Consider the following 23,526-nt stretch of genomic DNA (forward strand, 5'->3'; position numbering starts at 1 on the left):
AACCGACCGAGCGAGGGCCTCTGAAGGCGCGGCTCAACACCTCCTTGCACGGAAACTGGAGGGAACAGCTCATTGGAGTTGGGAGACCCGACAAAATGGTTGCGGCTCTTTTCACAATCTCGTCCGGCGCCGGCCGAAGAACCCGAAGCCTGCGGAATGTGCGTGCGGGAGGGAAACCCTCTCGCCCGCTGAGGCACTCGGAGCCCGCTCGGGATCCGGTAATTCTCCGGATGGCCTTCGGCCCTGCCGGGTTCGGCTCTGCGCGAGCTCGACTCCAGTTCGCGGGCGGTGTCGGAAGTTGATCCTGGGAGCCGATAGCGGCGGACCTTCCGAGCGCCGGGCTTATCGCAGCCAGCGTTTCGCCGCGAGCCCGTCAAAGTGCAACCGAATAGAGCGGCTTTGCTCCGCAAGGGAAACGGGCGGGTGGACCACTCGTGGGAGAGCCTTCCCGCCGGGTTTGCGGTGGGAGCAGGCATGGGTTCCCGGGACACGAAGGACGGAACGACCGTGGCCAAGCCTCACAAACCCGTCGCCGGGGGTGTCTTCCGGGAAGCGCAGGGGAGTCGCGATTCTTGCGCAGGTCGCTGGGCCGTTGCCAGAGAAGCAAAAAAACGTATGCTGAAGGGCATGTTCGATGTGATTGCGACGCAGATTGCTTCGGCAGCGGAGAAGCTTGCGTATCTACGGAGGTTTCTTTGACGTGGCCGGGGCTCAGCGACGCCTCGGGGAGATCGAATCCCTGATGGCGGGGGAGAACTTTTGGGCCAACCGTGAGCAGGCCCAAAAGCTCATCGAGGAATCCAGTCAGCTTCGCTCGAAGATCGAGCCGCTGCTGAAGGCGGAAAAGCAACTGGAAGATTTGCGCCTGATGCTGGAGCTGGGCCGCGCCGAACCGCCTTCGGCTCAACCGGCCATTGCCGCGGATCTGGCGGCGGAGACCGAGCGGTTCTTGAAGGAGCTGGACAAGCTGGAGTTGCGGATTCTGTTGAACGGGCCTCACGACCATCGCAACTGCATCATGAGCATCAACGCCGGCGCGGGGGGGACCGAATCCTGCGACTGGGCCGCGATGCTGTTGCGGATGTACCAGCGCTGGGCCGAGTCGCGCGGCTGGGAGGTCGAAATCGAGGATATTCTGCCCGGGGAAGCGGCCGGCATCCGACACGCCACGCTGACCATCCGCGGGGAAAATGCGTATGGCTTTTGCAAGGCCGAACGCGGCGTGCACCGGCTGGTGCGCATCTCGCCCTTCGACGCCAACAAACGCCGCCACACCAGCTTCGCCAGTGTGGACGTCATCGCCGAGATCGAGGACTCCGGGGAAATCGAGATCAATCCGGCCGACCTCAAGATCGACTTTTACCGCTCGGGAGGCAAGGGCGGCCAAAACGTCAACAAGGTGGAAACCGCGGTGCGCATTACCCACCTGCCCACCGGCATTGTCGCGGCCTCCCAGAGCCAGCGGTCCCAGCACCAGAACCGTGCCACGGCGATGAAGCTGTTGATCTCCAAGCTCATGGCCCTGCGTGAGGACCAGCAGCGGGCCGAAATGGAACGGTTCTACGGCGAGAAAGGCAGCATCAGTTGGGGCAACCAGATCCGCAGCTATGTGCTGCAGCCCTATCGCATGGTCAAGGACCTCCGCACGGGGGTCCAGACGGGCGACACCGATGCGGTGTTGGACGGGGACCTGGACATGTTCGTACACGCATGGCTGCGGGCCGGCTGTCCCACCAAACGCCAGCAGGGCATCAAGGACACGGAAGACGAGGAATGATTCCCCCTCATACGGCGAGCATCCTGGACCGCATCGTGGCCCGCAAACGGGAGGAGGTGGCGCGCCTGCCGGGCGGGCCGGTGAGCCCGGAAGAACTGCAGGCCGCCGTCCAAGAGCACGGCCCGCGTCGCGACTTTGCGGGTGCGCTGCGCCGGCCCCGGCGGGGCTCGATCGCCCTGATCGCCGAGGTGAAAAAGGCCTCTCCCTCCGCCGGTGTGATCCGGCCGGACTTCGACCCGGTGAGCATTGCGCGAGAGTATGAAGCCGCAGGGGCCACCTGCCTGTCGATCCTCACGGATGCCCCGTTTTTTCAGGGGCAGTTGAGTTACTTACGGGCGGTGCGTGCCGCGGTGAATCTGCCTCTGTTGCGCAAGGACTTCCTTCTGGACAGTCGCCAGCTGCGGGAGGCGGTGGAGTGGGGGGCCGATGCGGTGTTGCTGATTGCAGCCATTCTTTCTGCGGAGCAACTGCAGCAGTTGCATGCCCTGGCCAGGAGCGCGGGCCTGGCCGTGCTGGTGGAAGTGCATGACGAGGAAGAGTTGGAAACTGCCCTGGGCGCAGGGGCGAATCTCATCGGCGTGAACAACCGCGATCTCCGCACGTTTCAGGTGGACCTGGCGACAACGGAACGACTTGCCGGGCGCCTGGCGATGCATTTTCCCAATGCGGCCCAACGCCCGTTGCTGGTTGCCGAAAGCGGAATTCATACTCGCGCGGACGTGGAGAGGGTGCAGGCGGCCGGCGCAGACGCGATTTTGGTGGGGGAAAGTCTGATGCGCAGTCCGGATCTTCGGGCGCAGATGCGTGCATTATTGGGAGACTGAGGTGCCGCAGCCTTCGGCGGCCTCTTTGTCCGGGATGAGACCGGTAAGAGGCGCCATCGAATTCATGGTCCGAGGGTGGATCGCGGCCCGCGGAAGGAGCGGCCAGCGGGTTTATCCACGGTCCTTGGCGCTGGGAACACGGCCCGAGTGCTGAACGCTTTCCGGCGCGAAACCCGGGGCTGGAGAGTTGGTGCTCCACTCGACGCCCCTGGAAGAGTGGCGCCTTTCTCTGTGGCTCTTGCCCAACCTGCAAACCTCCGGAGCGGCCGGCAAGGAGCTCCCAGGGCTTTGCCTGCAGCGGCGGATGCAAACGGGCATGCGTGGGCCATATGGCAAGAAACGGTGGCTGCGACGCCGAGGGTTCCGGGTTCGACGAGCGGTTGACCCACGGCTTTCGGGCCCCGACCTCATGGGCCCCCACCGATTGCCCGGCCCGTGATGCGGGGCTGCGCGAAAGTCATTTCAAGTCTGCGGTTCAGGGGGCGTTGCCTTTGGCCCGTTCATACTCGGCCAGTGCCTGCGGCATCCATTCCTCGAGCTGCCGGATCCGCGTTTCATCCAGGGGGTGCGTGCGCAACCACGCCGGCATCGCTGCGCCGCCCTGGCGGCGGTTGTACTCCGCGAAGCGCTGCCAGAAAGCGATGGCCGCACGCGGATCGTAGCCGGCTCGGGCCATGTAAAGCAGCCCCAAATGGTCTGCCTCGGATTCATGGAGCCGGCTGTAGGGCAGGATGGCCCCGATTTGGGTGCCGAGACCGTACGCCACGGTGGCCAGTTGCCGGGCCCGGGGATCGGCGTGCGAGATGCTCGCGGCCAGAACCTGGCCCCCCGCCTGCCGCAGCAACTCGTGACTCAGCCGCTCCGCACCGTGGCGGGCCACTGCATGGGCGATCTCATGGCCCAGCACAGTGGCGAGCCCGGCCTCGTCCTGCGTGATGGGCAACAGGCCGGTAAACACGCCCACCTTGCCGCCCGGCAAACAGAACGCGTTGGCTTCCGGACTCTCGAAGAGGACAAACTCCCACTGTGCATCAGGCAGGGGCGCGACAGCCGCGATGGCGCGCCCCACTTTTTCCACCATCGCCTGCGCCCGGGCATCCTTGCTGACCTTCAGCTCCTTTTTGAGTTGCTCGAAACTGCGCAGCCCGAGTTGAACCTCCTCGGCCGCGGAGATCAGACGCAACTGCTGTCGGCCCGTCTCGGGCACCGTGGCGCACCCGCCCAGAAACAGCAGCAAAATCATGAGAGCCACGGCCCCCACGGGACCGAAGACACATTCTTCGACTGGTCTGGATCGGTACCTCATAGTGCCTGCGCTGAGGCGCAAACATGGGAAGGACCGGCAAAATTGCAATTCCAAAACCCGACGAGCCGCAGCTGTGGCCTGGCGTGGGCCGGAGGTTCGAGTGGAGGGCGATCCGGTGGCCTTGCAAGTTGGTGTCTGATGCCCTCGCGCGCAGGAGAGAACCCGGCTGCACCCAGACCTGGCCTCCCCTGCAGGTCCCTGTGCGATCAGGTGGTCCTGATGCCGCGATGGCCGGGTCCGGTGCGTTGCTCTGACGGGATCCCTGGCATCCTGAGGTGTGCGTGACCGGCCGCGCGCCAACCGGTCCCGAAGGACGTGGGCAGGGGCGGGGCGGCTGACGCTGGAATTCAATCCCGCGGAGTGCCCGCGAGGATGTGTCGTTGGGCGGGTAAGCCCGGCAGGCGGTCCGGGCTCCGCGTCTTACGGGGACTTTCGTGGCGGCCGGGTCAGCCGGCAGCCAGCCGTCTGTGCGGCGGGGTGGTTGACCACGGGTGCGTCGGTGGGCTTTGCACTTCTCTGCCGGAGCCGGGGCGGATAGGTTGGAGCCATGGTTCTGCAGTTCTGGAAAATGAATGGCGCGGGCAATGACTTTATCCTGTTCGACAACCGCGCGGGGGAGGTCTCATTGACCCCGGCCTTGATTCGACGCCTTTGCGATCGGCATCGGGGGGTCGGGGCGGATGGCATCATTGGTTTGCGGCGCTGCGAGTCGGGCCGGGCGGACTGGGCATGGGAGTTTTACAACAGCGATGGGAGCTGTGCGGAAATGTGCGGAAACGGAGCGCGCTGCTTTGCGCGGTTTATCCAGCGGGTGACGGGTTGGGCTCGTGACACGCTGAGCTTCGAAACGCTGGCCGGTGTGGTGCGCGCTCGTTTGGAGGATGCGTGCGTGGCGGTCGACCTGACTCCGCCGACGGATCTGCGGCTGGGACTGAAACTTCACCTGAGTACCGGCCCGGCTGAAGTGCATGCGATCAACACGGGCGTGCCGCACGCGGTGCTCTTTGTAGAGGACGCGGACCGGGCGGCCGTCAGCACCTTGGGACCCGAGCTGCGATGGCACCCGGAGTTCGCTCCCCGGGGGACGAACGTGAACTTTGTCCAGGTGCTGGAGCCGGGCCGGATCCGGGTGCGCACCTTCGAGCGGGGCGTGGAAGGAGAGACACTGGCTTGCGGCACCGGGGTTACGGCATCGGCATTGATCACGGCGCTCCAGCACGATTTCGCATCTCCGGTTCGTGTCCGGGTGCAGAGCGGAGATACGCTGGAGGTTCGGTTCGAACGGCGGGGCGACTCCTTTGACACCGTGCAGTTGTCCGGGCCCGCGGAGTTCGTGTTCGAAGGACGGATTGAGCTGTGAAAACGCACGAGGTTTCAGCGAAAGAGCGACGGAGGAAGGCTGCCCCGGCCGGCTTCGGGCGGTGGCCGGGGCGGACCTGGATGGTATCGATCGTGTGGGTCCTGGCGCTTTGGGCCGTGGTGGCGTCGGGAGAAGCTCCGAAATTCCGGGTCGCCACCTACAACGTGGCCAATTACATCCTCCGGGAGGGGACGGGTCGCCCCGTCAAAAGTCCCGAATCGCGAGCCCAAGTATGTGCAGCGATCCGCGCGCTGGCGCCGGACGTCCTCGTGTTGCAGGAGATGGGCGGGTCAGACGCCCTGGAAGAGTTGCGGGGCCGTCTCAAGGGGGAAGGTCTGGATTACCCGTGGGCGGAGATTGTGCCGGGGTGGGACACGAACATCCAAGTTGCCGTGCTGAGTCGGTTTCCGATCGTGGCTCGCCGGCATCATACCAACGAGAGTTATCTTCTGGCGGGACGCAGGTTGCATGTCAGCCGCGGCATCGCCGAGGTGGACATCGAGGTGGCCTCCGCCTACCGCTTCACCTTGTTCGGGGTTCATCTGAAATCGCGGCGACCGGTGGGAGTTGCCGATGAAGCAGAAATGCGCCTGCAGGAGGCGCGGATTCTACGCGCAAAGATCGAGGAACGGCTGTCGGCTCAGCCGGAGGCGAACCTGCTGGTGGCCGGCGATTTGAATGATGTGAAGAACTCGCGCCCCGTTCGGACCATCCTGGGTTCGGGCCGCATTCGATTGACGGACACCCGGCCCGCTGAACGAAACGGGGACACGGTTCCCGCCCTGCGGCCTCGCAGCGATCCCCCTCGCATCACGTGGACGCATTTCTACGAGCCCGAGGATTCCTATTCCCGCGTCGATTACGTCCTGCTCAGCCGCGGCATGACGCGCGAATGGGTGCCGGAGGAGACTTACGTGCTTGCCTTTCCCGACTGGGGCCTGGCGTCGGATCATCGTCCCGTCCTGGCAACCTTCGTGGCCGAAGACCGTTGAGGACCCACGGGCGGCGGGGGAATTTGCCGGAGCCGGGACCGAGCCAGGAGGACCGGAGGCTCCGTGGTTGCTTCCGCTCGAGCCCGTGTCTCTGGCCGTTGACGGTCTTGCCTCAGGTCGAGGATCCGGCGCTGTTGGAAGGATCAACCTGTTCGGCGAAACCGGCGCCCACGCAGCCAGGGGTCGCGCTTCGGCCAATGGAGGTCTTCACGAGTGAGCCACTGGTGGTTTCGATCGGCCACCCGTGTCGTCGGGGAAAAAGTGCGGCCTGTTTCGCAGCCATATGGATCTCGGCAGCTCGGCGAGCAGGATACGGCCAGCCTTTTCGAGCGCTGCTCCGTCGCAAAACGGCACGCGGGGCCGCGGCAGCCTTGTCGGATTCCTGCCGGCTTCCGGCCGGGACCCGAACGGTTCCCGTCCGCGACGCAGCCCCGGCGGCCGTGCCGGGAATTCCAAGGGCGCATCCCCGTTCAAACGCCGTGGATGCCGGTGTCAGTCTGGCTGCCCGTGCTTGCTCCCGCTTCCCACGATTCATGTGAACCGTGGGGCACATCGCGGTATTTGCGAGTTGCTGTTTTGCTTGACAGCGGTTGGGATGCGCGGCGGGAAAAGATGCGCGGCAAGTGCCTGCTGCGGAGGGAGAGGTTGTACCGCTTGCGGCAAGCGCAACATCGGTTTCTCCCGATTAGTTGGTTATTGTTCTGAGTGCACGTTTGAGGAAAAACACCTTGTCTGCATCCCCGGCCTTGCAAGACATGGAAGGTCGCACTGGGTACCCGGGCGAACGGATCCCTTTGGAGCCCGGTGTTTGTGCGCGGAGAGGAGGCAGGATGGGCAGGATGATTGTTGGCAACTACTTGGAGTTCAATCCCTCATGCCCTTGTCCTCCGTTTCCCGTCCAGCGTTCTGGGAGAGAGGCCCGGGCATGTCGGAGCATCGCAGAGTGGTGATAAACGTCCCTTGCTGGAACGGGCACTCTTGCACATCGAACAATTGCGTGGGCGCTTTCTGCAATCCGGCCTTTTTCTCCATCCTGATCGCTGGTCGAATGAAGAGCTCCGCGGGATTGGCTGCCAAACAGGCTGCTTCCTCGAAAGCATCCCACCCAATCGACGACCTGCACAAGTGTTTTGGGGAAACGTGGCCTCGTTTACCAACCCGGAAACTGGATCTGCGCGGTTCGTGGCAAAGCCGCAGCCGGGAGCCTTGCCAGCAGCGAAGCCCGGGAAGGAGGCCGAATCCAACTTGGCCAACTCAAAGGGCCGGCCGCCCACAGATACTTGGCCGAACCATTCTCCACCCGCCGCGTTACCGGGGTGGCTGACGTCGGGGACGTGGGTCCGTGGTCGCATTCCGGATTGGCCGTCTTGCGGCGGCTCCCGTTGCTGCCGCGGCTACTGAATGGTCGCGGAGGACCGGTAGTGACCCTGGCCCAGAAACCGTTTCCGCGGCGGGCAAACGAGCCGCCGTGGCAAGCCCGGCCGAGCCGCCAAGAGCACTCGCTCACCCTGATCCGGGCACGAATAAGTCACCAGAGCTCAACCAAGTCGAAAACTCAGGGGCTTCGCACGCGCTCTTAGCATGAGGACAGACTTGGTGTGGTCGGAGGCGTGCCATCTTTGGGGAGCTTATGGACTTCGCTCCGCATGTAATTTTCTTGCTTGCCAAACCGGTGAGCCAGGGCTTTAACTGTCATCATGAATGCGGCACTTGCCAGTTTGTCCAGTGAGCAATTGCGTCGTGCAGTTGCCATCAAAGAACAGATCGAAGCCCTTGAGAAAGAGCTGAACGCACTGCTGAGCGGTGCGGCCACCGCCCCTGGCGGGGCGGCGGCTCCGGCGGGTGCGCCGGCGCGGGTGGCCCCCGGAGGGCGAGGGGGCCGCAGACGTTTGACGCCCGAAGCCCGAGCCCGTCTGGCCGAGGCAGCCCGACGGCGCTGGGCGTTGGCCAAGGGTGCGCCGGTTACCCCGTCGGCTCCGGCCGCTCCGAGCGCGACGCCGGCGGCGGTAGGGGCTCCGAAGCGTCGCAAGATCAGCCCCGAGGGCCGGCGGCGGATCATCGAGGCACAGAAACGCCGTTGGGCGGCGTGGCGCGCGGCCCGCAAGGCCCAGCAGGGCAAGGCTCAGCAGAAATAGCTCCCGTCAAGGCTTCCTTCATTTGCTCCGCGGGGCGACACCGAAAGGGTGCTCGCCCCGTTTGCTTTTTGGGATTGCGCAGCCAGGCCCCGCATCCCTGCGGCACGCGCGCGTAGCGTTTGAAGGACTGTGTCTGCTTGGTCCGCCACTGCCTGCCGGCGCCGGCCGCGGCCGCGGCCGACACGTCGCCGGATCGACGGTTGCCCTTGTACCCGGATAACCCGGCCCATGGCGCCACGGGAATCTACATGGCATGATTAGTCGATCTTCCCCCCGGTTCTTCCGGCAGGTGCGGATTCCAAAAGATGAAAGCACGGAAACCGCTGCGTGAACCCGTGTGCCTGCCGGGCGCCTTCCCTCGGAAAACGTTTTTCGAGAATGCGTTCCCGCGGCTTCGCTCCTCGTCAACGCCACCGGGACCGGACCCATGGGAAGTGGTTTGTCCCATCGTTGGAAGGCTCTTGAAACGGGGCAAATATGTAAAAACTCCTGCGGAGGTGGAGGCGCTCCCGGGACACGAGCCTCGAGGCACTCGTGGGTTCGACAGTCTGCTGAGTGCGCGTGGCTGAACGAAGTGCGCTTTGGCAAATGGCGCGTTAGAAATTGAACCGCTTCTCGGGCACGTGGATGATGTCGAAGGGTTTGAGATGGAAAGGAGTGGGATCCTGGCCCCGCAGCGCGTTCTGCAGGTTCAGGGTGTAGTGGCGTTGCTGGCCGTCTTCTTTTCGGATGACGACGACGGCGCTGGGCTTGGCACGGCGCAGATCGAACCCGCCGGCTTCCATGATGGCCTCAAGAGCGGTCATGGGACGGTCCAAAGGGATGCGGCCGGGTTTGAGGACAGCACCGGATACATACACACTGGCCGAGGAGGCCAACACGGCCACGGTAAGCTCATTGATGCTGAGCAGCTTTTCGTAACGCTTCATCAGATCGGCGCGCAGCTGTTCCGGGGTCAACCCGGCAGCTTTTACGGCCCCGATCAGGGGCAGCGTCACTGTGCCGTCGAGCTGCACCTTGGCGACGGTGGTCAGGTTGGTATCCGCTTCGAAGGCCACGCGGATGGTGTCGCCCTCGGTAAGGACGGTCGAGGTGTACGGTTCTGCCGTGGGAGGATTGGTCACCGCCGAGGGGGGCGTGGTTTGGCAGGCGGTCAACAGCACAGCCAGCGTCAAGGCGACCAAGCGGCAGAGAATGCCACCGGTTTCAACGGCGCGGGTGTGTGTGTCGCCGGGTGGGCGACCGGATTGCGGAGAGGTCGTGGCTTTCATAGAGCGTGTGAGGGTGTCGGGTTCGGGGGTTCAGGTCAGAAACGATAGTCCAGCCGGAGGCTGGCAAGGTTCATGCGGTAGTCGAAAGTGTCGGTTTCGGAGTCCTTCCAAGTAAACCGGTAGGCAACGCTGGCGAAGAAATGTCGGGTAAACTGCCAGCGGGTGCTGAGGCCGATGCCGTAGCGGTCATAGACTTCATCCACGCCGCCCCGGGGCTCGGAGCTGTGCTCGTAGAAGAGATCCAGTCCGGCCGTACCCTGTTCGTGGAACGCCCAGGTGGCGCGGTACTGGGCATTCAGGGTTTCGATGAAGTCGCTGAAATAACCGATCCCGCGGTTGACTCCCTGTTGGACGAGCCGTTGGACGGAAAGGCTGTGGACCAAATGATCGGTGAGCCGGTTTCGTGCGTCCAGGCTCAGGTACCAAGAATTCAGGCTCCGGTCGCGGGGCGTAAAAGCGTCGGCATCGAATTCGTAGTAGGTCGTTCCTCCGCGGAGGGTGAGGTCGGTGGCCTCGGTGATCTGCCAGATGACGTAGGGGCCGAGGCTGAGGTTCCGATTGTCGCCACGCAGTTCGGAGGAGAACTGCGTCAACGCGCCGCTGACCTCGATGCCGAACTGGGAAAGCTCTGCCCAACGATAACCCAGGCGAACGAACGCCTGTTCGGACGCCCGATCAAGATATTCGAAGCGGTCGCCGTCGGAGACGAAATTGTAGTGGGCATAGCCGAAGCCAACCACGTATTGGTCCGGCAGCCAGAGGGCGCGGAAGCCGACGGTGTTCTCGAATCGGGGGAATTCTGCCTGACCGCTGAGTGCGCCCTGGCTCAGGACGTCGGTGGAGTAGCTGGCTTGTTCGTACAGGGTGATGACCCAGTCGCGCACCGGCAGATCGTAGAACAGGGCCGTATCAGGCGTGACATAGAAGCGATCGAGGTCGCTGTGGTCCATGTATTTGCGGTAGCCCACGCCGGTGCCGACGCTGAGCACGGAATCCTTGGTGGCCTGCCAGGTGGCGCGCACCGTGGCTTGCGGGGTGTGGATCCAGTCGGATTCCCGGTTGTGGCGGCGGTAGAAAATGTTGTCGTTGAACTCCAGCCCGTACCCCAGAGTGACCGCGTAGGTGACCGGGCCGGTGCGCAGGCCTTCTTCCGGGGGAAGGAATCGTCCGGTGCTGCGCTGCTCATAGGAGCGATCGAGCTGGATGGCGGTTTGCAGGGCGTCCTGGGCCCATAGGGTGGTACTGCTCAATCCCAGGGCCATACATGCAGCCCACGGCCGGGCCGGGGCCCGACGCTTCCCGGGTCGGCCCGGCGCGTGGCACACGGAGGCGGGGGCAGTTTGGGTGGGCGACTCCGACGCTGTCTGACGCTCGCCGTGCAATGGTGTTAGCATAGAGACTTGGTGCTGTCCGTCCCCAGTGGAATAGCTGGCGAGGCGGAAGTTGGCAAGCGTTCGCTTGTCGCCGGAGCGCCGGGGCCGGGGTGGCCGTCGGAAAAGACCGCGACCTGGCGAGGGGACTTCCGCGGAGAAGACGGTTCCCAAGGTGGGCAGGAAAAGGCACATTTCCAGAGAGTTGCCCGTTGCTGCGGAGGCCGAGAATCCAACCGCGACGGGCGGACGTTTTCGGCAGCCTTCGAGGGTTCGCCCTTCGATGTTGTAAGCGGGGCCCCGCGTGAGCGACACGGGTCAGGCTCTCGGGTGAGTGAGGCGACGGTGGTCGCCGACCTCGGGCGCATCGGGATTGACCTCCGGTCCGAAGTATCGAAGGCAGACCAGCGGCTCGGTTTGGCTGGTGTTTTCGAAGCAGACGCCGTTGCGTGCGCCTTCTTCGCAGCAGAAGTACTCGTCCTCGGTCAACTCATGGAAGCGGATGAGCTTGGGTGAGTTCAGGGGCAGACCGTTGATGCGGCCGGTGCCCTGGACGCAAATCAAGCCGTAGGCACCGTTGTCGCGGATGGTACAGCGCACCCCGGGTTGCACGGTCAGCTCCTTGGCGGTGAAGTATTGGACGCCATCGATCCGGCCGTACACGATCCAGCGGTCCTCCCAACCTTCCCTGGCGGTGTCGGCCACCGGGATCGGTTCCAGGTAATGATGATCTTTGAAGTTGGGATCGGTATTGCCCTCCCAGTCGAGCTGATTGACCAGGTAATCCAGGTCCCGGTGGTATTGTTTGGGGACATCTTTGACCAGCAGGTCCCAGGGAACATAACGGCCTTCGACCATGCTCTGATACATGCCGAAGACGTCGCTGCCCCACTGCGGTTCGTACGTGCAGAGACTGCCCGGGGCGTGGAGAATGCAGGGCGGCACCAACCAACCGGTGCCGGGCTTCAATCGGTAAGCTTTCGACAGGTCCAGGATGCCGTTGTCGCCCCGGTTCCAGTTTTCCAGGCAGCGGCGGACCTGGTCTTTCGTGGTGCCCGGTTCCAGGCCGAAGAAGGTGTAGGGGAAGTTGTTACCCACGGGGTTGTGTTGGGGCGGGAAGTAGTAGCCCTCGGGTTTGCCCTCTTGGCCGACCAGTTTGGCCTGTTTGAAGTTCTGGTGCATGTGATGGGGGATGGGCCCCATGTTGTCGAAAAACTTGGAGTAGACGGGCCAGCGGCCGTACTTCTTCCAAATGTCCCGACCGACCAGGGTGGCGCCGCAGTCTTCCACGGCCTTGCGGAGGGTGAATCGTTCCCGGCCCACCACCACGTAGGAGAGGCCCTCGTCGGGGCGGCGTCCCTCGTTGGCCGCCTCCGTCGTGGAGGCGAACCAGCGTTCGTCGATCCCGCCCCGATGGGCCCCGAAGGCGTAGATGTCGTCGGGATGCAATTTCAACCGCAGACCGGGCTGCAGGAAGGAACGCGGCACCCAGCAGGGCGCCAGTCGCAGCAGCCCGCCTGTACGGCTGAGTTCGGCCTCGACTTTGGCCCGGGTGTTACCTTTGACCGTCTTCAAGTCGTGGATGGTGTTCATGCGAGTGGTCTGTGAGGGTTGGAGGATTGAACAAGTCCGGGTTTTTCTGCGTCAGGTTCTCACGGTCGAACCGGTCCCAGAAAACCGCAGCCGCGTTGCCGCGTCAATCGCATTGCCTCGGGCAGGACCCGCGGGTGGCGCGCCCGGCCGGCAGCGGTTCAAAAAACCGTTCAAGGCGGACGGAGTTTTGGCCGATATTCCATGGGGTTGGTGCCTGAAGGGACGAGCGAGTTCGTGCACCGGCCAAACGGTGGATCGTGGTTCGATCTGGTGGTCCTCCATCGCCCGGGCGCGAGGAACGAACGCTGCCGTCCGGGTGGACGGGTTGGGGGACGAGCACAAACCACGGTCACGTGCCGGAATTGTCACCGAAACCGCGGGCATGGCAACCTGGCCGGGCAGTGTCGAACAGCACAGGTCCGATTCATGACAACGAATCTCGTGCGGTTGGGTCGAACGTGTGGGTTTGCCGCCGTCTGGTTGCTTGTCACCACGAACCCCGTGGGGGCACAGCCCACCATGGGCATCCTGCGGCAGGTCTGGCTGGACATCGGAGGGGGCGTCTCGGTGGCCGACCTCACGAACGCGCCGACCTTCCCGAATCAGCCCACCTTCGAAGAGGTACTCACGAACGTTTTTGAGACCCCCACCGACGTGTATGACATGTACGGGCAGCGTTTGCAGGCCCTGATCGTACCGCCGGCGACGGGCAACTACCGGTTCTGGATCGCCAGTGACGATGCCTCGCAGTTGTACCTGAGCACGGACGACAATCCCGCCAACAAGCGCCTGATCGCCCAGGTTCAGGGGTGGACACCGCCGCGTGCGTGGACCGTGGAACCCGGGCAAAGCTCGAGCCTGATCCCGCTGACGGCCGGCCAGCGGTATTACATCGAGGCCCTCATGAAGGAAGGCTGGGGCGGCGACAATCTGGCGGTGCGCTGGCAGTTGCCCAATGGCACCATCGAGGAGCCGATTCCCGCGTCCCGATGCATTCCTTACGGCTTGGGCGCCCCCGTGATCACGGTGCAACCGACCAACGTGACGGTGGTCGAAGGCGGCATGGCAGGGTTCCGCGTCGAATTGGCGCGGGCACTGGGGGCGACCTATCAGTGGAAACGAAACGGCACGAACCTGCCCGGGGCCACTTCGGCCGCGTTGTGGTTCGGCCCCGTACGGCTCTCCGACAGCGGCAGTGTCTTTGTCTGCGCCGTCACGAACGCCTACGGCTGGACGAACAGTGCCGCTGCCGTGTTGACAGTGCTGGCCGATACCAACCCGCCCACGCTGACCGGGGTGCGGAACCTGGGCGATCCCACGTTGCTCATGGTCTCCTTTTCCGAGCCGGTGGAGCCCGCATCCGCGGGTAATGCAGGCAATTACACGCTCAGCCACGGGGTGGGTGTCCTGGACGTGATTCTGTTGGAAGATCCTGCGACGGTGGCGCTTCGGACCACCCCGATGACGCCCGGCCCCATTTACGTGCTGACGGTCAACAACGTCCGCGACCGGGCCCAGAATCCCAACACGATTCCGCCCAACAGCCAGCAGACTTTTACGCTGGGCTACACCCCGTTGGCTCCGGGCGTGGTGCGGGGAACCAACGAACCGCCCGGGCCCTCGAGCCGGCGGACCAGCCTGGCCATTACCGAAATCATGTACCACCCCACCAATCGGCCGGATGGACGCAACCTCGAATTCATCGAGATCTACAACAGCGGACTGTGGGCGGAAGACCTCGGCGGGTATCGCCTGAGCGGCGACGTGGATTATACGTTCCCGGCCGGAACCACACTGCCGGCACGAGGATACCTGGTTGTCGCAGCCAATCCTGCGGACGTCCAGGCTGTCTATGGTCTGACGGGCGTGCTGGGTCCCCTGACCAACGCCAATGCCGACCCCATGAATGTCCTGCCGAATGGAGGGGGGCGAATTCGGCTGCGCGACGAGTTGGGTGCAGTTCTTTTGGAGGTGAACTACGACGATGCGGATCCCTGGCCGGTGGCCGCGGATGGCGCAGGCCATTCGCTGGTGCTGGCTCGTCCCTCGTATGGAGAGGATGATCCCTGGGCATGGACCGCCAGTGACCGCGTGGGCGGTTCGCCGGGGGTGCGGGACGTGCCCACCTCGCATCCCTGGGCCACCCTCATGATCAACGAGATCCTGGCGCACACCGATGCGCCCTGGTTCGACTTTGTGGAGCTGTTCAATTACGGCAGCGGGGTGGTGGATCTCAGCCATTGCATTCTCACAGACGACCCGTCGACCAACAAATTCCGTATCCCGGCAGGCACGACGCTGCCGCCGCTGGGATGGGTAAGCTTCACGGAGCTGCAGATGGGCTTTGCATTGAACGCGGCCGGCGAGACCGTCTATCTGCTTACCCCGGATGGGAGCCGCGTCATTGACGTGGTGCGCTTCGATGCCCAGCAGAACGGGGTCTCTTGTGGCCGGTACCCGGACGGGGCGCCCTCGTTCCGCCGCCTGACCCAGCCGACGCCGGGTCAGGCGAACGCGCGCCCCTTGACCAGCCCGGTGGTCCTCAACGAGCTCTATTACCATCCCATCAGCGAAGACGACGACGAGGAGTTTGTGGAGGTGTGGAACCGGGGATCGCAGGCAGTGGACCTGTCCGGTTGGCGACTGCGCGGGGGCATCAGTTTTAACTTTCCCCAGGGCACCCTGTTGCCCTCCGCCGGGCACCTGGTGGTGGCGCGAAACCGCACGCGACTGCTGTCCGTCCATACGAACCTCGATCCCGCTCGCGTGCTCGGTGATTACGCGGGCCGTCTGGGCAACCAGCGGGATGTCGTCCGCTTGCAGATGCCTGATGATCTGGTGTCCACCAATTCCCAGGGCGTCGTGATTACAAACAAGATTCACATCACGGTGGACGAGGTCCGGTACCGGGACGGAGGTCGCTGGGCCCGGTGGGCGGATGGCGGCGGGAGCAGTCTCGAACGAACGGATCCGCGCGTGGACGGGAATCTGCCCGAGGCCTGGGCGGACAGTGACGAAACGGGGAAGAGCGCATGGGCCGTGGTCGAGCACACCGGGGTGCTGGACCTGGGGGCCATGGCCAATGCCAGCCAGTTACAGATTCTGTTGTTGGGAGCGGGCGAGTGCCTGGTGGACAATGTCGAGGTCATTCCCCAGGGCGGGGGCAACGTGGTACCGAATGGCACGTTCGATGCCGGTGCGGACGGCTGGTTCTGGCAGGGCACGCACCAGGACACGCGGTGGGAACCCACCGGCGGGTTCAGCGGCGGCTGCCTTCGCATTGTGGCTTCGGACCGGGGGGATACGGGCGCCAACCGGGTGCGTGCACCGCTGACGCAAACACTTTCGCCGGGCTCCGTGGCCACGCTGCGCGCCCGGGTTCGCTGGCTCAAGGGACATCCGGAGATCCTCCTCCGCCTGTGGGGCAATTGGTTGGAAGCCACGGGGCCCACCCTGGCCACGGGGGCGTTGGGCACGCCCGGCCGCACCAATTCGCAGTTCCGCCTCAACGCGGGACCGGCGATTGCACAAGTATCGCATGGGCCGGTGCTGCCCGCCGCCGGCCAGGCAGTGACGGTCACGGCTTACATCGAAGATCCCGACGGCCTTGCCGCCGCCACGCTCCGGTATCGTGTCGATCCCGATACCAACTACACCGCGGTGCCCATGACTTATCGCGGCGCGGGGTTTTTCTCGGCGACCATCCCCGGCCAGCCGGCCGGCCGACTGGTGGCGTTTTACCTGGAGACCTCCGATGCGGGAGCCCCGCCCGCCAGCCGGCGGTTTCCGGAGGGCGCGCCGCAACGGGAATGCCTCGTCCGCTTCGGGGAGCCGGCCAGCGCACCGCTCCTGGCCAGTTACCGGATTTGGATGACGCAAAGCAACGTGAACCGTTGGTCAGCGCGGGAAAAACAAAGCAATCACCCTCTGGACTGCACCTTTGTGTATGCCGACACCCGCGTGGTTTACAACGCCGGGACCCTGTACAGTGGCAGTCCCTGGCACACGCCCGGCTACAACGGTCCGCTGGGGAACCTGTGCGATTACGAAGTGAACCTGCCGAAGGATGACCTGGTCCTGGGTACGGATGATTTCGTGCTGGCCACCGTGGGCAACTTGGACAGTGATCCGACCTATCAGGGCGAACAAACCGCCTTCTGGATCGGGCGCAAACTGGGGGCACCCTACCTGCACCGGCGGCATATTCGTGTATTCCTGAATGGCCAGCAGCGCGGTTTGGTGTACGAGGACGCTCAACAACCCAATCGCGACGTGGTTTGGCAGTATTTCCCGGACGACGACGCCGGCAGTTTGCACAAGATCGAGGACTGGTTCGAATTCGACAATTCCGGCGACAACAAGCTCGGCTACGTGGATGCGACACTGGAAAACTTCACCACCTCGGGCGGAGCCAAAAAGATTGCCCGGTACCGTTGGACCTGGCGGCCGCGTGCCGTGCGGGAATCGGCCAATGACTTCACGAATCTGCTCGCGCTGGTGGACGCGATGAATGCGGTCCAACCGGAGCCGTACCGTTCCCAGGTGGCCACGCGGGTGGACGTCGAGGAATGGATGCGGATCCTCGCCATGGAGCGCATTGTGGGCAATTGGGACAGTTACGGGTTTTCCCGGGGGAAAAACATGTATGCGTACAAGCCGGAGCGCGGCCCCTGGGTGCTGTTGCCGTGGGACATTGACTTCGTGTTCCACGTGGGCGGCACCGGTCCCGAGCAGGCCCTGTTTGGCAGCAACGAGCCGGTGCTGGACCGGTTTCGGGCCTTTCCGGAATTCCAGCGCGCGTACTGGCGAGCCTTTGAGGATGCGCTGAGCGGCCCGCTGCAGGCCGCCACGTTCGCCAGTCGAGTGGACCGTGTGTACAGCGGGCTGATCAGTGCCGGCGTGTCGGCCGTCAATCCCCAGGGGCTCAAGGACTATGTCGCCGCGCGGCGCAATTACATTCTGAATCAACTGGTCAATGTTGCCGCGCCCTTCACGGTGGATGGTCCGACGAGCTTTGTGACCAACCGAAATCTCATCACGATCAGCGGCCGCGCGCCCATCACCATCGCCACCCTTACGGTGAATGGCATGCCCGTGCAGCCCACGTGGACGAGTGTGACGAACTGGACCCTGCGGATCGCCTTGCAGCCCGGCGTCAACAACCTTGTGTTGCAGGGCTGGAACAACAAAGGCCAGCCGGTGGGCGGGACAACCCCGACGCTGACGATCACCTATAATGGCGTGGTCGAGCCGCCCCAGGGCCGCATCGTCATCAACGAGATCATGTACCATCCGGCCGTGCCAGAAGCCGAGTTCCTCGAGATCCACAACCTTTCCACCAACACCGCTTATGACCTGTCGCGGTGGCGGCTCAACGGACTCGATGCCACCATGGCTCCGGGCACGATCCTGGAGCCGGGTGGTTTCGTGGTGTTGGTGCGGAATCCGGAGGTGTTCGCCCGGGTTTACGGCATGAACATTCCGGTTGCCGGGCTGATCGAGGGAAGCTTCGACCGCGGGGGGGAAACCCTCACGTTGATCCGGCCCGGCGCCACGCCCGACCTGGACGAGGTCATCGACGAGGTCACGTATGATGATGATCCGCCCTGGCCGGCAGCGGCCGACGGAGGCGGGCCATCCCTGCAACTCATGGATCCCCGGCAGGACAACAACCGCGTGGCCAACTGGGCCGCGGTGACCGTGGACACCAATGTCCCCGGGCCGGTGCGCGTGGTCGATTGGGGATCCACCTGGCGTTACAATCAAACTGACAACCTGGACGGGGTAAATTGGAAGGCCCCGTCTTACAACGCCTCTGCGTGGCCCTCCGGCGCCGGGGTCCTGGCAGACGAGGAGTGCAACTGTTTGCCGGAGCCGATTCGGACGCCCCTGGCCGACAACAGCGGTCGTACCGCCTTCTACTTCCGCACCGCCTTCGTTTACAACGGGCCGTTGTCGGGCGTTCAGCTGCAATTGAGCTGCCTGGTCGATGATGGGGCCGTGGTGTATTTGAACGGTCAGGAACTGTTCCGCATTGGCATGCCGGACGGGACCCCGGTGTATGCGACGCTGGCGAATCGCGTCGTCGGTGATGCAGTGATCGAGGGCCCCTACACGCTTCCGGCCACTGCCCTGGTTGCGGGCACCAACATCCTGGCCGTGGAAGTCCACCAGACCAGCGCCAACAGTAGTGACCTGGTCTGGGCCATGCGATTGGACGTGGTTCCCTCCGGGACGGGCGGAGGCGCAGCTCTGGCCACCCCGGGCGCCGTCAACTCGGTGCGCACCAACCTGCCCGCCTTTCCCACCCTCTGGCTCAACGAATTGTTGGTGCTGAACAGTCCGGCCATCACGAACGCGGTGCGGGACCGAGCGGGTGAGTATGATCCCTGGGTGGAGCTGTTCAACGGCGGCACCAATCCGGTGAGCCTTTCGGGCTTTTACCTGACCACCAATTATGCCCTGCCGACGCTTTGGTCCTTCCCGGCCGGGGCCACGCTGCAGCCGGGCCAGTTCGCACTGGTCTGGCTGGACGGAGAGCCCGGAGAGGGGAACGCCAGCGAGTGGCATGCGAACTTCCGCATCTCTCCCGGCACGGGCACGGTGGCGTTGGTCTACGTCCAAAGCGGCCGCACCAACGTGCTGGATTACCTGCATTACAGTCTTCAGACCGTCGGGCGCAGTTACGGCGGCGTCCCGGATGGGCGGGTCAGTGGCCGGCGCGTGCTGACCGTGCCCACCCCGGGCGCGTCGAACAACCCGGCCAGCCTTCCCATCGAGGTGTACATCAACGAATGGATGGCCGACAACGTCACCACGTTGGCGGACGCGGCCGACGGTCAATACGAAGACTGGTTCGAACTTTACAACGCCGGCGAGGTGCCAGCGGACCTGGGCGGCTATTATCTGACCGACAACCTTACCAACAAGTTCCAGTTCCGGATCCCGGACAATGGACAGTATGTCATTCCGCCGCGGGGGTACTTGTTGGTGTGGGCGGATAACGAGAGCAACCAGAACCGGTCGGATCGGCCGGATCTGCATGTCAACTTTGCCCTCAGCAAGTCCGGCGAGGCCATCGGCCTGTTCGGCGCGGATGGCACCCTCATCGACGCCGTGACGTTCGGGGCCCAAACCACCGACGTTTCGGAGGGACGCTTCCCCGACGGGGCCGGAACCGTGGTCCGGTTCGAAACCCCGACCCCACGGGCGCCCAACCGATTGGCTCAGACCAATCGTCCCCCCGCACTGGATCCGCTGCCGGACCGCACGGCTGACGAGAATCGCCTTCTCACCTTCCGGGCAACGGCCACCGATCCCGACGTGCCGGCCCAAGGTTTGACGTTCACCCTGGATCCCGGTGCGCCCAACGGAGCGACCATCTCCTCGGACGGCGTTTTCAGCTGGATTCCCGCCGAGCCGCAGGGGCCGGGCACTTACACCGTGACCATCCGGGTTACCGACGACGGCACGCCTCCCTTGAGCGATGCCCGCAGTTTCCAGGTCACCGTGCGGGAGGTAAACGATCCACCGACACTCGGCGCGTTGCCATCGACAAGCTTGCCGGAGATGGTGCCGTGGACTCTGCAGGCCCGGGCCTCCGATCTGGACCAGCCAGCCCAGCGCCTGACCTTCTCGCTGGATCCGGGCGCGCCGGCCGGATTGACGGTGGACCCGCAGACCGGACTGCTGAGTTGGACTCCTTCGGAGCTCCAGGGGCCCGGCACCTATTTCGTCACGGTGCGCGTCACCGACGACGGCGAACCGCCCGCCAGTGCCACGCACCCGCTGACGCTCACCGTGCTGGAAGTCAACCAACCTCCGGCTTTCGCCCCGCAGCCCGATGTCACCGTGCGGGCCGGGCAAACCGTCCAAGTGACAGCGGCTGTGGCGGATCCGGATCTGCCGCCCCAGAATCTGTTCCTGCAGTTGCTCAGTGCCCCGTCGGGCGCGACCTTCGATGCGAACACGCGGCGATTCTCGTGGCGCCCGGGAATGGCAGACGCGGGCACGTCGCATCCGGTGAGCTGGAGCGTTCGGGACGATGGCGTCCCGGCGCTGGCGGCCACCCAGAGCTTCCAAATCGTGGTGACTCGGCCAGCCCCGCCGCAGTTGCGCATACTGGGGTGGACCAATGGATGGCCCTGTTTCCAGGTGTCAGGGGAGGAAGGACCGGATTATGTGCTGGAGCGGGCCGCGGCCATCTCGGGCGCAGTCTGGCAACCCTTGAAGACGAACGAAACCCCGACGCTGCCGTTCGTGTGGGTGGATACGAACCCGCCGCCGGGACAGGCGTTCTACCGGGTTCGACTGGCGCCCTAGTCGGAGCCGGGCCCGCAATTTGCCCGTGCTTCCGCGGCTGAAGCATTGGAGCATGCCAATCCCTCGGACCCGACGTTGTCGGGAAACGGCCGAACCTCGAGGATTTCGTCTCCCTCACGCTGCCATTGCTGGAGGGGATCGCACGAACCCTTCTTGAGTCTCTGATACGCGTCCGGCAACCGACGCCGGGTCAATCGGTATTCCCGAACGCCGGAGGCGTCACAGGCCAGGATCAGGGCATGAGGCTTGTAAACGCGCGGCCTGCCGATGACCCGGACCGCATTCGGAGGGACGGCGGGTGCAGGGCGCCGATCCAACACCAGGAAGCTGACCGGCAGGCTGCGAAGATCGATGTTCATTTCATGAGCGAACCGTCCCCAGAACGGATCCGTGTAAATCTCGGGCGGGGACGGGGCGAAGTGGTGACACCAGTGGCGCTCGTTTTCCGGTGCCAGGATGCCGCAGCGTTCCCGGTGGAGGCAGGGAGCCACGACGTGCAACGTGGCGCGAAGCTTTTCGCGGACGGCAATCAGGGTGAGGCTGGCTTCATAGGTGCCGGGTTCGACCCAGACGGTCGCGGTGGCGCGGGCCACGAGATGGGTGAGTTGTTCGATCTGGGGCGGACTCAGCTCGCCCAACACATGGCTGATCAGGAGCAGGTCGGGTCGTTCGACCAGGCCGACCTGTACTTCCAACCCCGGGTACTTCGCGTGAACCCGGCGCCGGGCGTACGCACGGGCCAGACCGGAGCGATCCCAGAGCCACAGCACCTGGACCGAACCGGGGCCGAAATGGTCCAGGAACGCCCGGCTGGCGATGCCGGTGCCGCAACCCCAGTCGAGGACCTGTCCGGCCGGCGGTGACCAGCCCCGGCGCCGGAGTTCTTCCAGCACATAATCCCACTTCCAACCGATGCGCTGGGCAAAGGTGGCATCGTAACCCTCCAGGTCTGTTTCGCTTTCCCAGTAGTCGGGCAGGGGCGGCCCCGGTTGGAGAAATGCCGCCCGCAAGCGGTGCAGGGACTTCCAACTAACTTCCGGGAGTTGGTTCATGGCCGGGGATGGGCGCCAGGGGCGAGCTGCTCCGGGACCAGGAGCGGATCGAGAGCGTGATGGCGAATGCCAAACTCTCGTTTGAGGGCCAGGATGCCATCGCGCCGGGTCGGGTCGGTGAAGGGTGGGTGCCTGCGCACGGCGGCCAGGAGCAGGTTCTTCGGCGTGTGTTCGGAGGAGACAAACTCGATGGCCTTCACTTCGTAGCCGGCCCACTCCAGGAACAAAACACGGAGACCGTCCGTGATCCACTCTGCGAATCGCTCGGCCAGAAGGCCGTGCCGGAGCAGGGGCGCCCACAGGGGCGGTGCCCGGAGCTGGGGACGCACCTGCTGGTGGCAACAGGGAGCAACCAGGATCAAGCGGGCCTGACATTCGATGCCGCGCAGCAGCGCGGCGTCGGTGGCCGTGTTACAAGCGTGCAGCGCCACGAGCATGTCCAGATTCGGCAGTGGACAATCGAAGATTTCTCCGCAGACGAATTCCAGGCCTTCGGCCCCGAGGTCTTTCGCGGTTCGTTGGGCGGACTGGACCAGCTCGGATCGTCTCTCGATTCCCAGCACCCGCACCGGGCGACGGGCCACACGGTGCAACAGATGCCACAGGGCAAATGTCAGATAGCCTTTGCCGCAGCCGAGGTCTGCGATTTGCAGAGGTGTTGTGGGCGGCTCTGCCGGACGGGGCGAGACGACGGAGGACCTCGCGTCCGAGGGCAACTCCGTCCTCAGCCAGCCACAGGCGCGGGCCTGATGGCTTACGATTTCCATGTATCGCTCGATTTGGTGGTACTTGGAGATCATGGAGGGACGGGGCCGACCCCGGGCGTCCACCAGCCCCAGCGCATGCAACCAGTCCCGGGCGGCGGGCCCCAGCCAGGAGGCCTTGGGTTGGTCGTGGACGCGGGGCGGAATCTCGGTTTGCGCGGGACGATGCGTGACCAGACGCGGGCCGTTGCGGGTGGGTTGCCACTGCCAGTCCCTGTGGACGGTGCCGAGGAGCGCGCCGCAACGGTGGACCTGCAACTGGCCGGCCAACCATTCCAGGGCTTCTCCCAGAGCCAGGTTCCAGGTCCGATCCTGCGTGCCCTCGCGTGCCGTCAGCGAAAGATGCGGTCGGCCGCGCAGTTCGATCAGTCGACCAACGATGCGCCGCGCCGGGGCGGACTCCGTGGCATCCGCGGGCCGTGTCACCAGCAGGCGCACAAAGGTTCCGTCCGCCCAGCTCTGCTGGACGGCCCGGAGAAAGCGTTGCAAAAGCGGATCGGCTCCGGTCACGAGACGGCATTGTATGCCGGCGCGGCATGAAGGACAGGCCCAAACAAACCGCTCGTTCTTCCCGTGGCGCATCTCGGGTTTTGGGATACTCCGAGCGCCGGGCGGCTTCCGGCGGTCCTCAGCAGGGGAAAAGGAGGGAAAACACCATTGCTTTCGAACCCCTGCTTTCGGGGCTCAACCACGGAGACGGGCCCTGCTTGCCCGGCACCTGCACCGGAACTTGTTCCTGCTCGTTTCCGGCAAACCGAGT

The 23,526-nt window shown here is 64.5% G+C and carries 12 protein-coding genes; 6 read left to right on the plus strand and 6 right to left on the minus strand.

Features of this window, described 5'->3' with window-relative positions; all coding sequences use genetic code 11:
* Positions 1-640 precede the first annotated feature (640 nt).
* The gene (gene prfB / locus ACPDIT_RS08300) at positions 641-1,777 is read left to right on the plus strand and encodes a peptide chain release factor 2 (RefSeq protein ID WP_423442734.1); all 1,137 of its coding nucleotides are present in this window, start codon (positions 641-643) and stop codon (positions 1,775-1,777) included.
* Complete coding sequence (gene trpC, locus ACPDIT_RS08305; protein ID WP_423442735.1) at positions 1,774-2,601, plus strand: indole-3-glycerol phosphate synthase TrpC; 828 nt, start codon at positions 1,774-1,776, stop codon at positions 2,599-2,601. Before prfB ends, trpC begins: the two co-directional genes overlap by 4 nt.
* Positions 2,602-3,076: 475 nt before the next feature.
* Here trpC and ACPDIT_RS08310 read toward each other — a convergent pair whose 3' ends face one another.
* Complete coding sequence (locus ACPDIT_RS08310) at positions 3,077-3,844, minus strand: M48 family metallopeptidase (protein ID WP_423442736.1); 768 nt, start codon at positions 3,842-3,844, stop codon at positions 3,077-3,079.
* 610 nt (positions 3,845-4,454) lie between these two features.
* On the opposite strand from ACPDIT_RS08310, the gene dapF reads away from it, so the two are divergent.
* The 3 genes from dapF to ACPDIT_RS08325 all read left to right on the plus strand — a co-directional run bounded on the left by dapF (position 4,455) and on the right by ACPDIT_RS08325 (position 8,394).
* On the plus strand, positions 4,455-5,267 hold the full coding sequence (gene dapF, locus ACPDIT_RS08315) for a diaminopimelate epimerase (RefSeq protein WP_423442737.1): 813 nt from the start codon (positions 4,455-4,457) through the stop codon (positions 5,265-5,267).
* A complete protein-coding gene (locus ACPDIT_RS08320; RefSeq protein ID WP_423442738.1) occupies positions 5,264-6,259 on the plus strand; it encodes an endonuclease/exonuclease/phosphatase family protein in 996 nt (331 codons plus the stop codon). The genes dapF and ACPDIT_RS08320 overlap by 4 nt, the downstream gene beginning before the upstream one ends.
* A gap of 1,697 nt (positions 6,260-7,956) precedes the next feature.
* Entirely contained in the window at positions 7,957-8,394 is a 438-nt protein-coding gene (locus ACPDIT_RS08325; RefSeq protein ID WP_423442739.1) for a hypothetical protein, read from the plus strand.
* A 596-nt stretch (positions 8,395-8,990) separates the two neighbouring features.
* Here the strand turns inward: ACPDIT_RS08325 and ACPDIT_RS08330 are convergent.
* The 3 genes from ACPDIT_RS08330 to ACPDIT_RS08340 all read right to left on the minus strand — a co-directional run bounded on the left by ACPDIT_RS08330 (position 8,991) and on the right by ACPDIT_RS08340 (position 12,628).
* A complete protein-coding gene (locus ACPDIT_RS08330; protein ID WP_423442740.1) occupies positions 8,991-9,665 on the minus strand; it encodes a polysaccharide biosynthesis/export family protein in 675 nt (224 codons plus the stop codon).
* 35 nt (positions 9,666-9,700) lie between these two features.
* Positions 9,701-10,927 carry a hypothetical protein gene (locus tag ACPDIT_RS08335; protein ID WP_423442741.1) on the minus strand — a complete coding sequence of 409 codons (1,227 nt, stop codon included), beginning with the start codon at positions 10,925-10,927 and terminating at the stop codon, positions 9,701-9,703.
* Positions 10,928-11,353: 426 nt separating this feature from the next.
* Positions 11,354-12,628 (minus strand): hypothetical protein, encoded by a 1,275-nt coding sequence (locus ACPDIT_RS08340; protein WP_423442742.1) that lies wholly within the window; start codon positions 12,626-12,628, stop codon positions 11,354-11,356.
* Between the two features lie 426 nt (positions 12,629-13,054).
* Here ACPDIT_RS08340 and ACPDIT_RS08345 point away from each other — a divergent pair, with 426 nt between their 5' ends.
* On the plus strand, positions 13,055-20,950 hold the full coding sequence (locus ACPDIT_RS08345; RefSeq protein ID WP_423442743.1) for a lamin tail domain-containing protein: 7,896 nt from the start codon (positions 13,055-13,057) through the stop codon (positions 20,948-20,950).
* On the opposite strand, the gene ACPDIT_RS08350 is transcribed toward ACPDIT_RS08345, so the two are convergent.
* Both ACPDIT_RS08350 and ACPDIT_RS08355 read right to left on the minus strand, forming a co-directional pair.
* Complete coding sequence (locus ACPDIT_RS08350) at positions 20,947-22,002, minus strand: small ribosomal subunit Rsm22 family protein (RefSeq protein WP_423442744.1); 1,056 nt, start codon at positions 22,000-22,002, stop codon at positions 20,947-20,949. The two genes, ACPDIT_RS08345 and ACPDIT_RS08350, sit on opposite strands and share 4 nt — an antisense overlap.
* Complete coding sequence (locus ACPDIT_RS08355) at positions 21,999-23,255, minus strand: class I SAM-dependent methyltransferase (RefSeq protein WP_423442745.1); 1,257 nt, start codon at positions 23,253-23,255, stop codon at positions 21,999-22,001. The genes ACPDIT_RS08350 and ACPDIT_RS08355 overlap by 4 nt, the downstream gene beginning before the upstream one ends.
* Positions 23,256-23,526 lie beyond the last annotated feature (271 nt).

The organism is Limisphaera sp. VF-2 (assembly GCF_049537125.1).
In the GTDB taxonomy this organism is placed as follows: domain Bacteria; phylum Verrucomicrobiota; class Verrucomicrobiia; order Limisphaerales; family Limisphaeraceae; genus Limisphaera.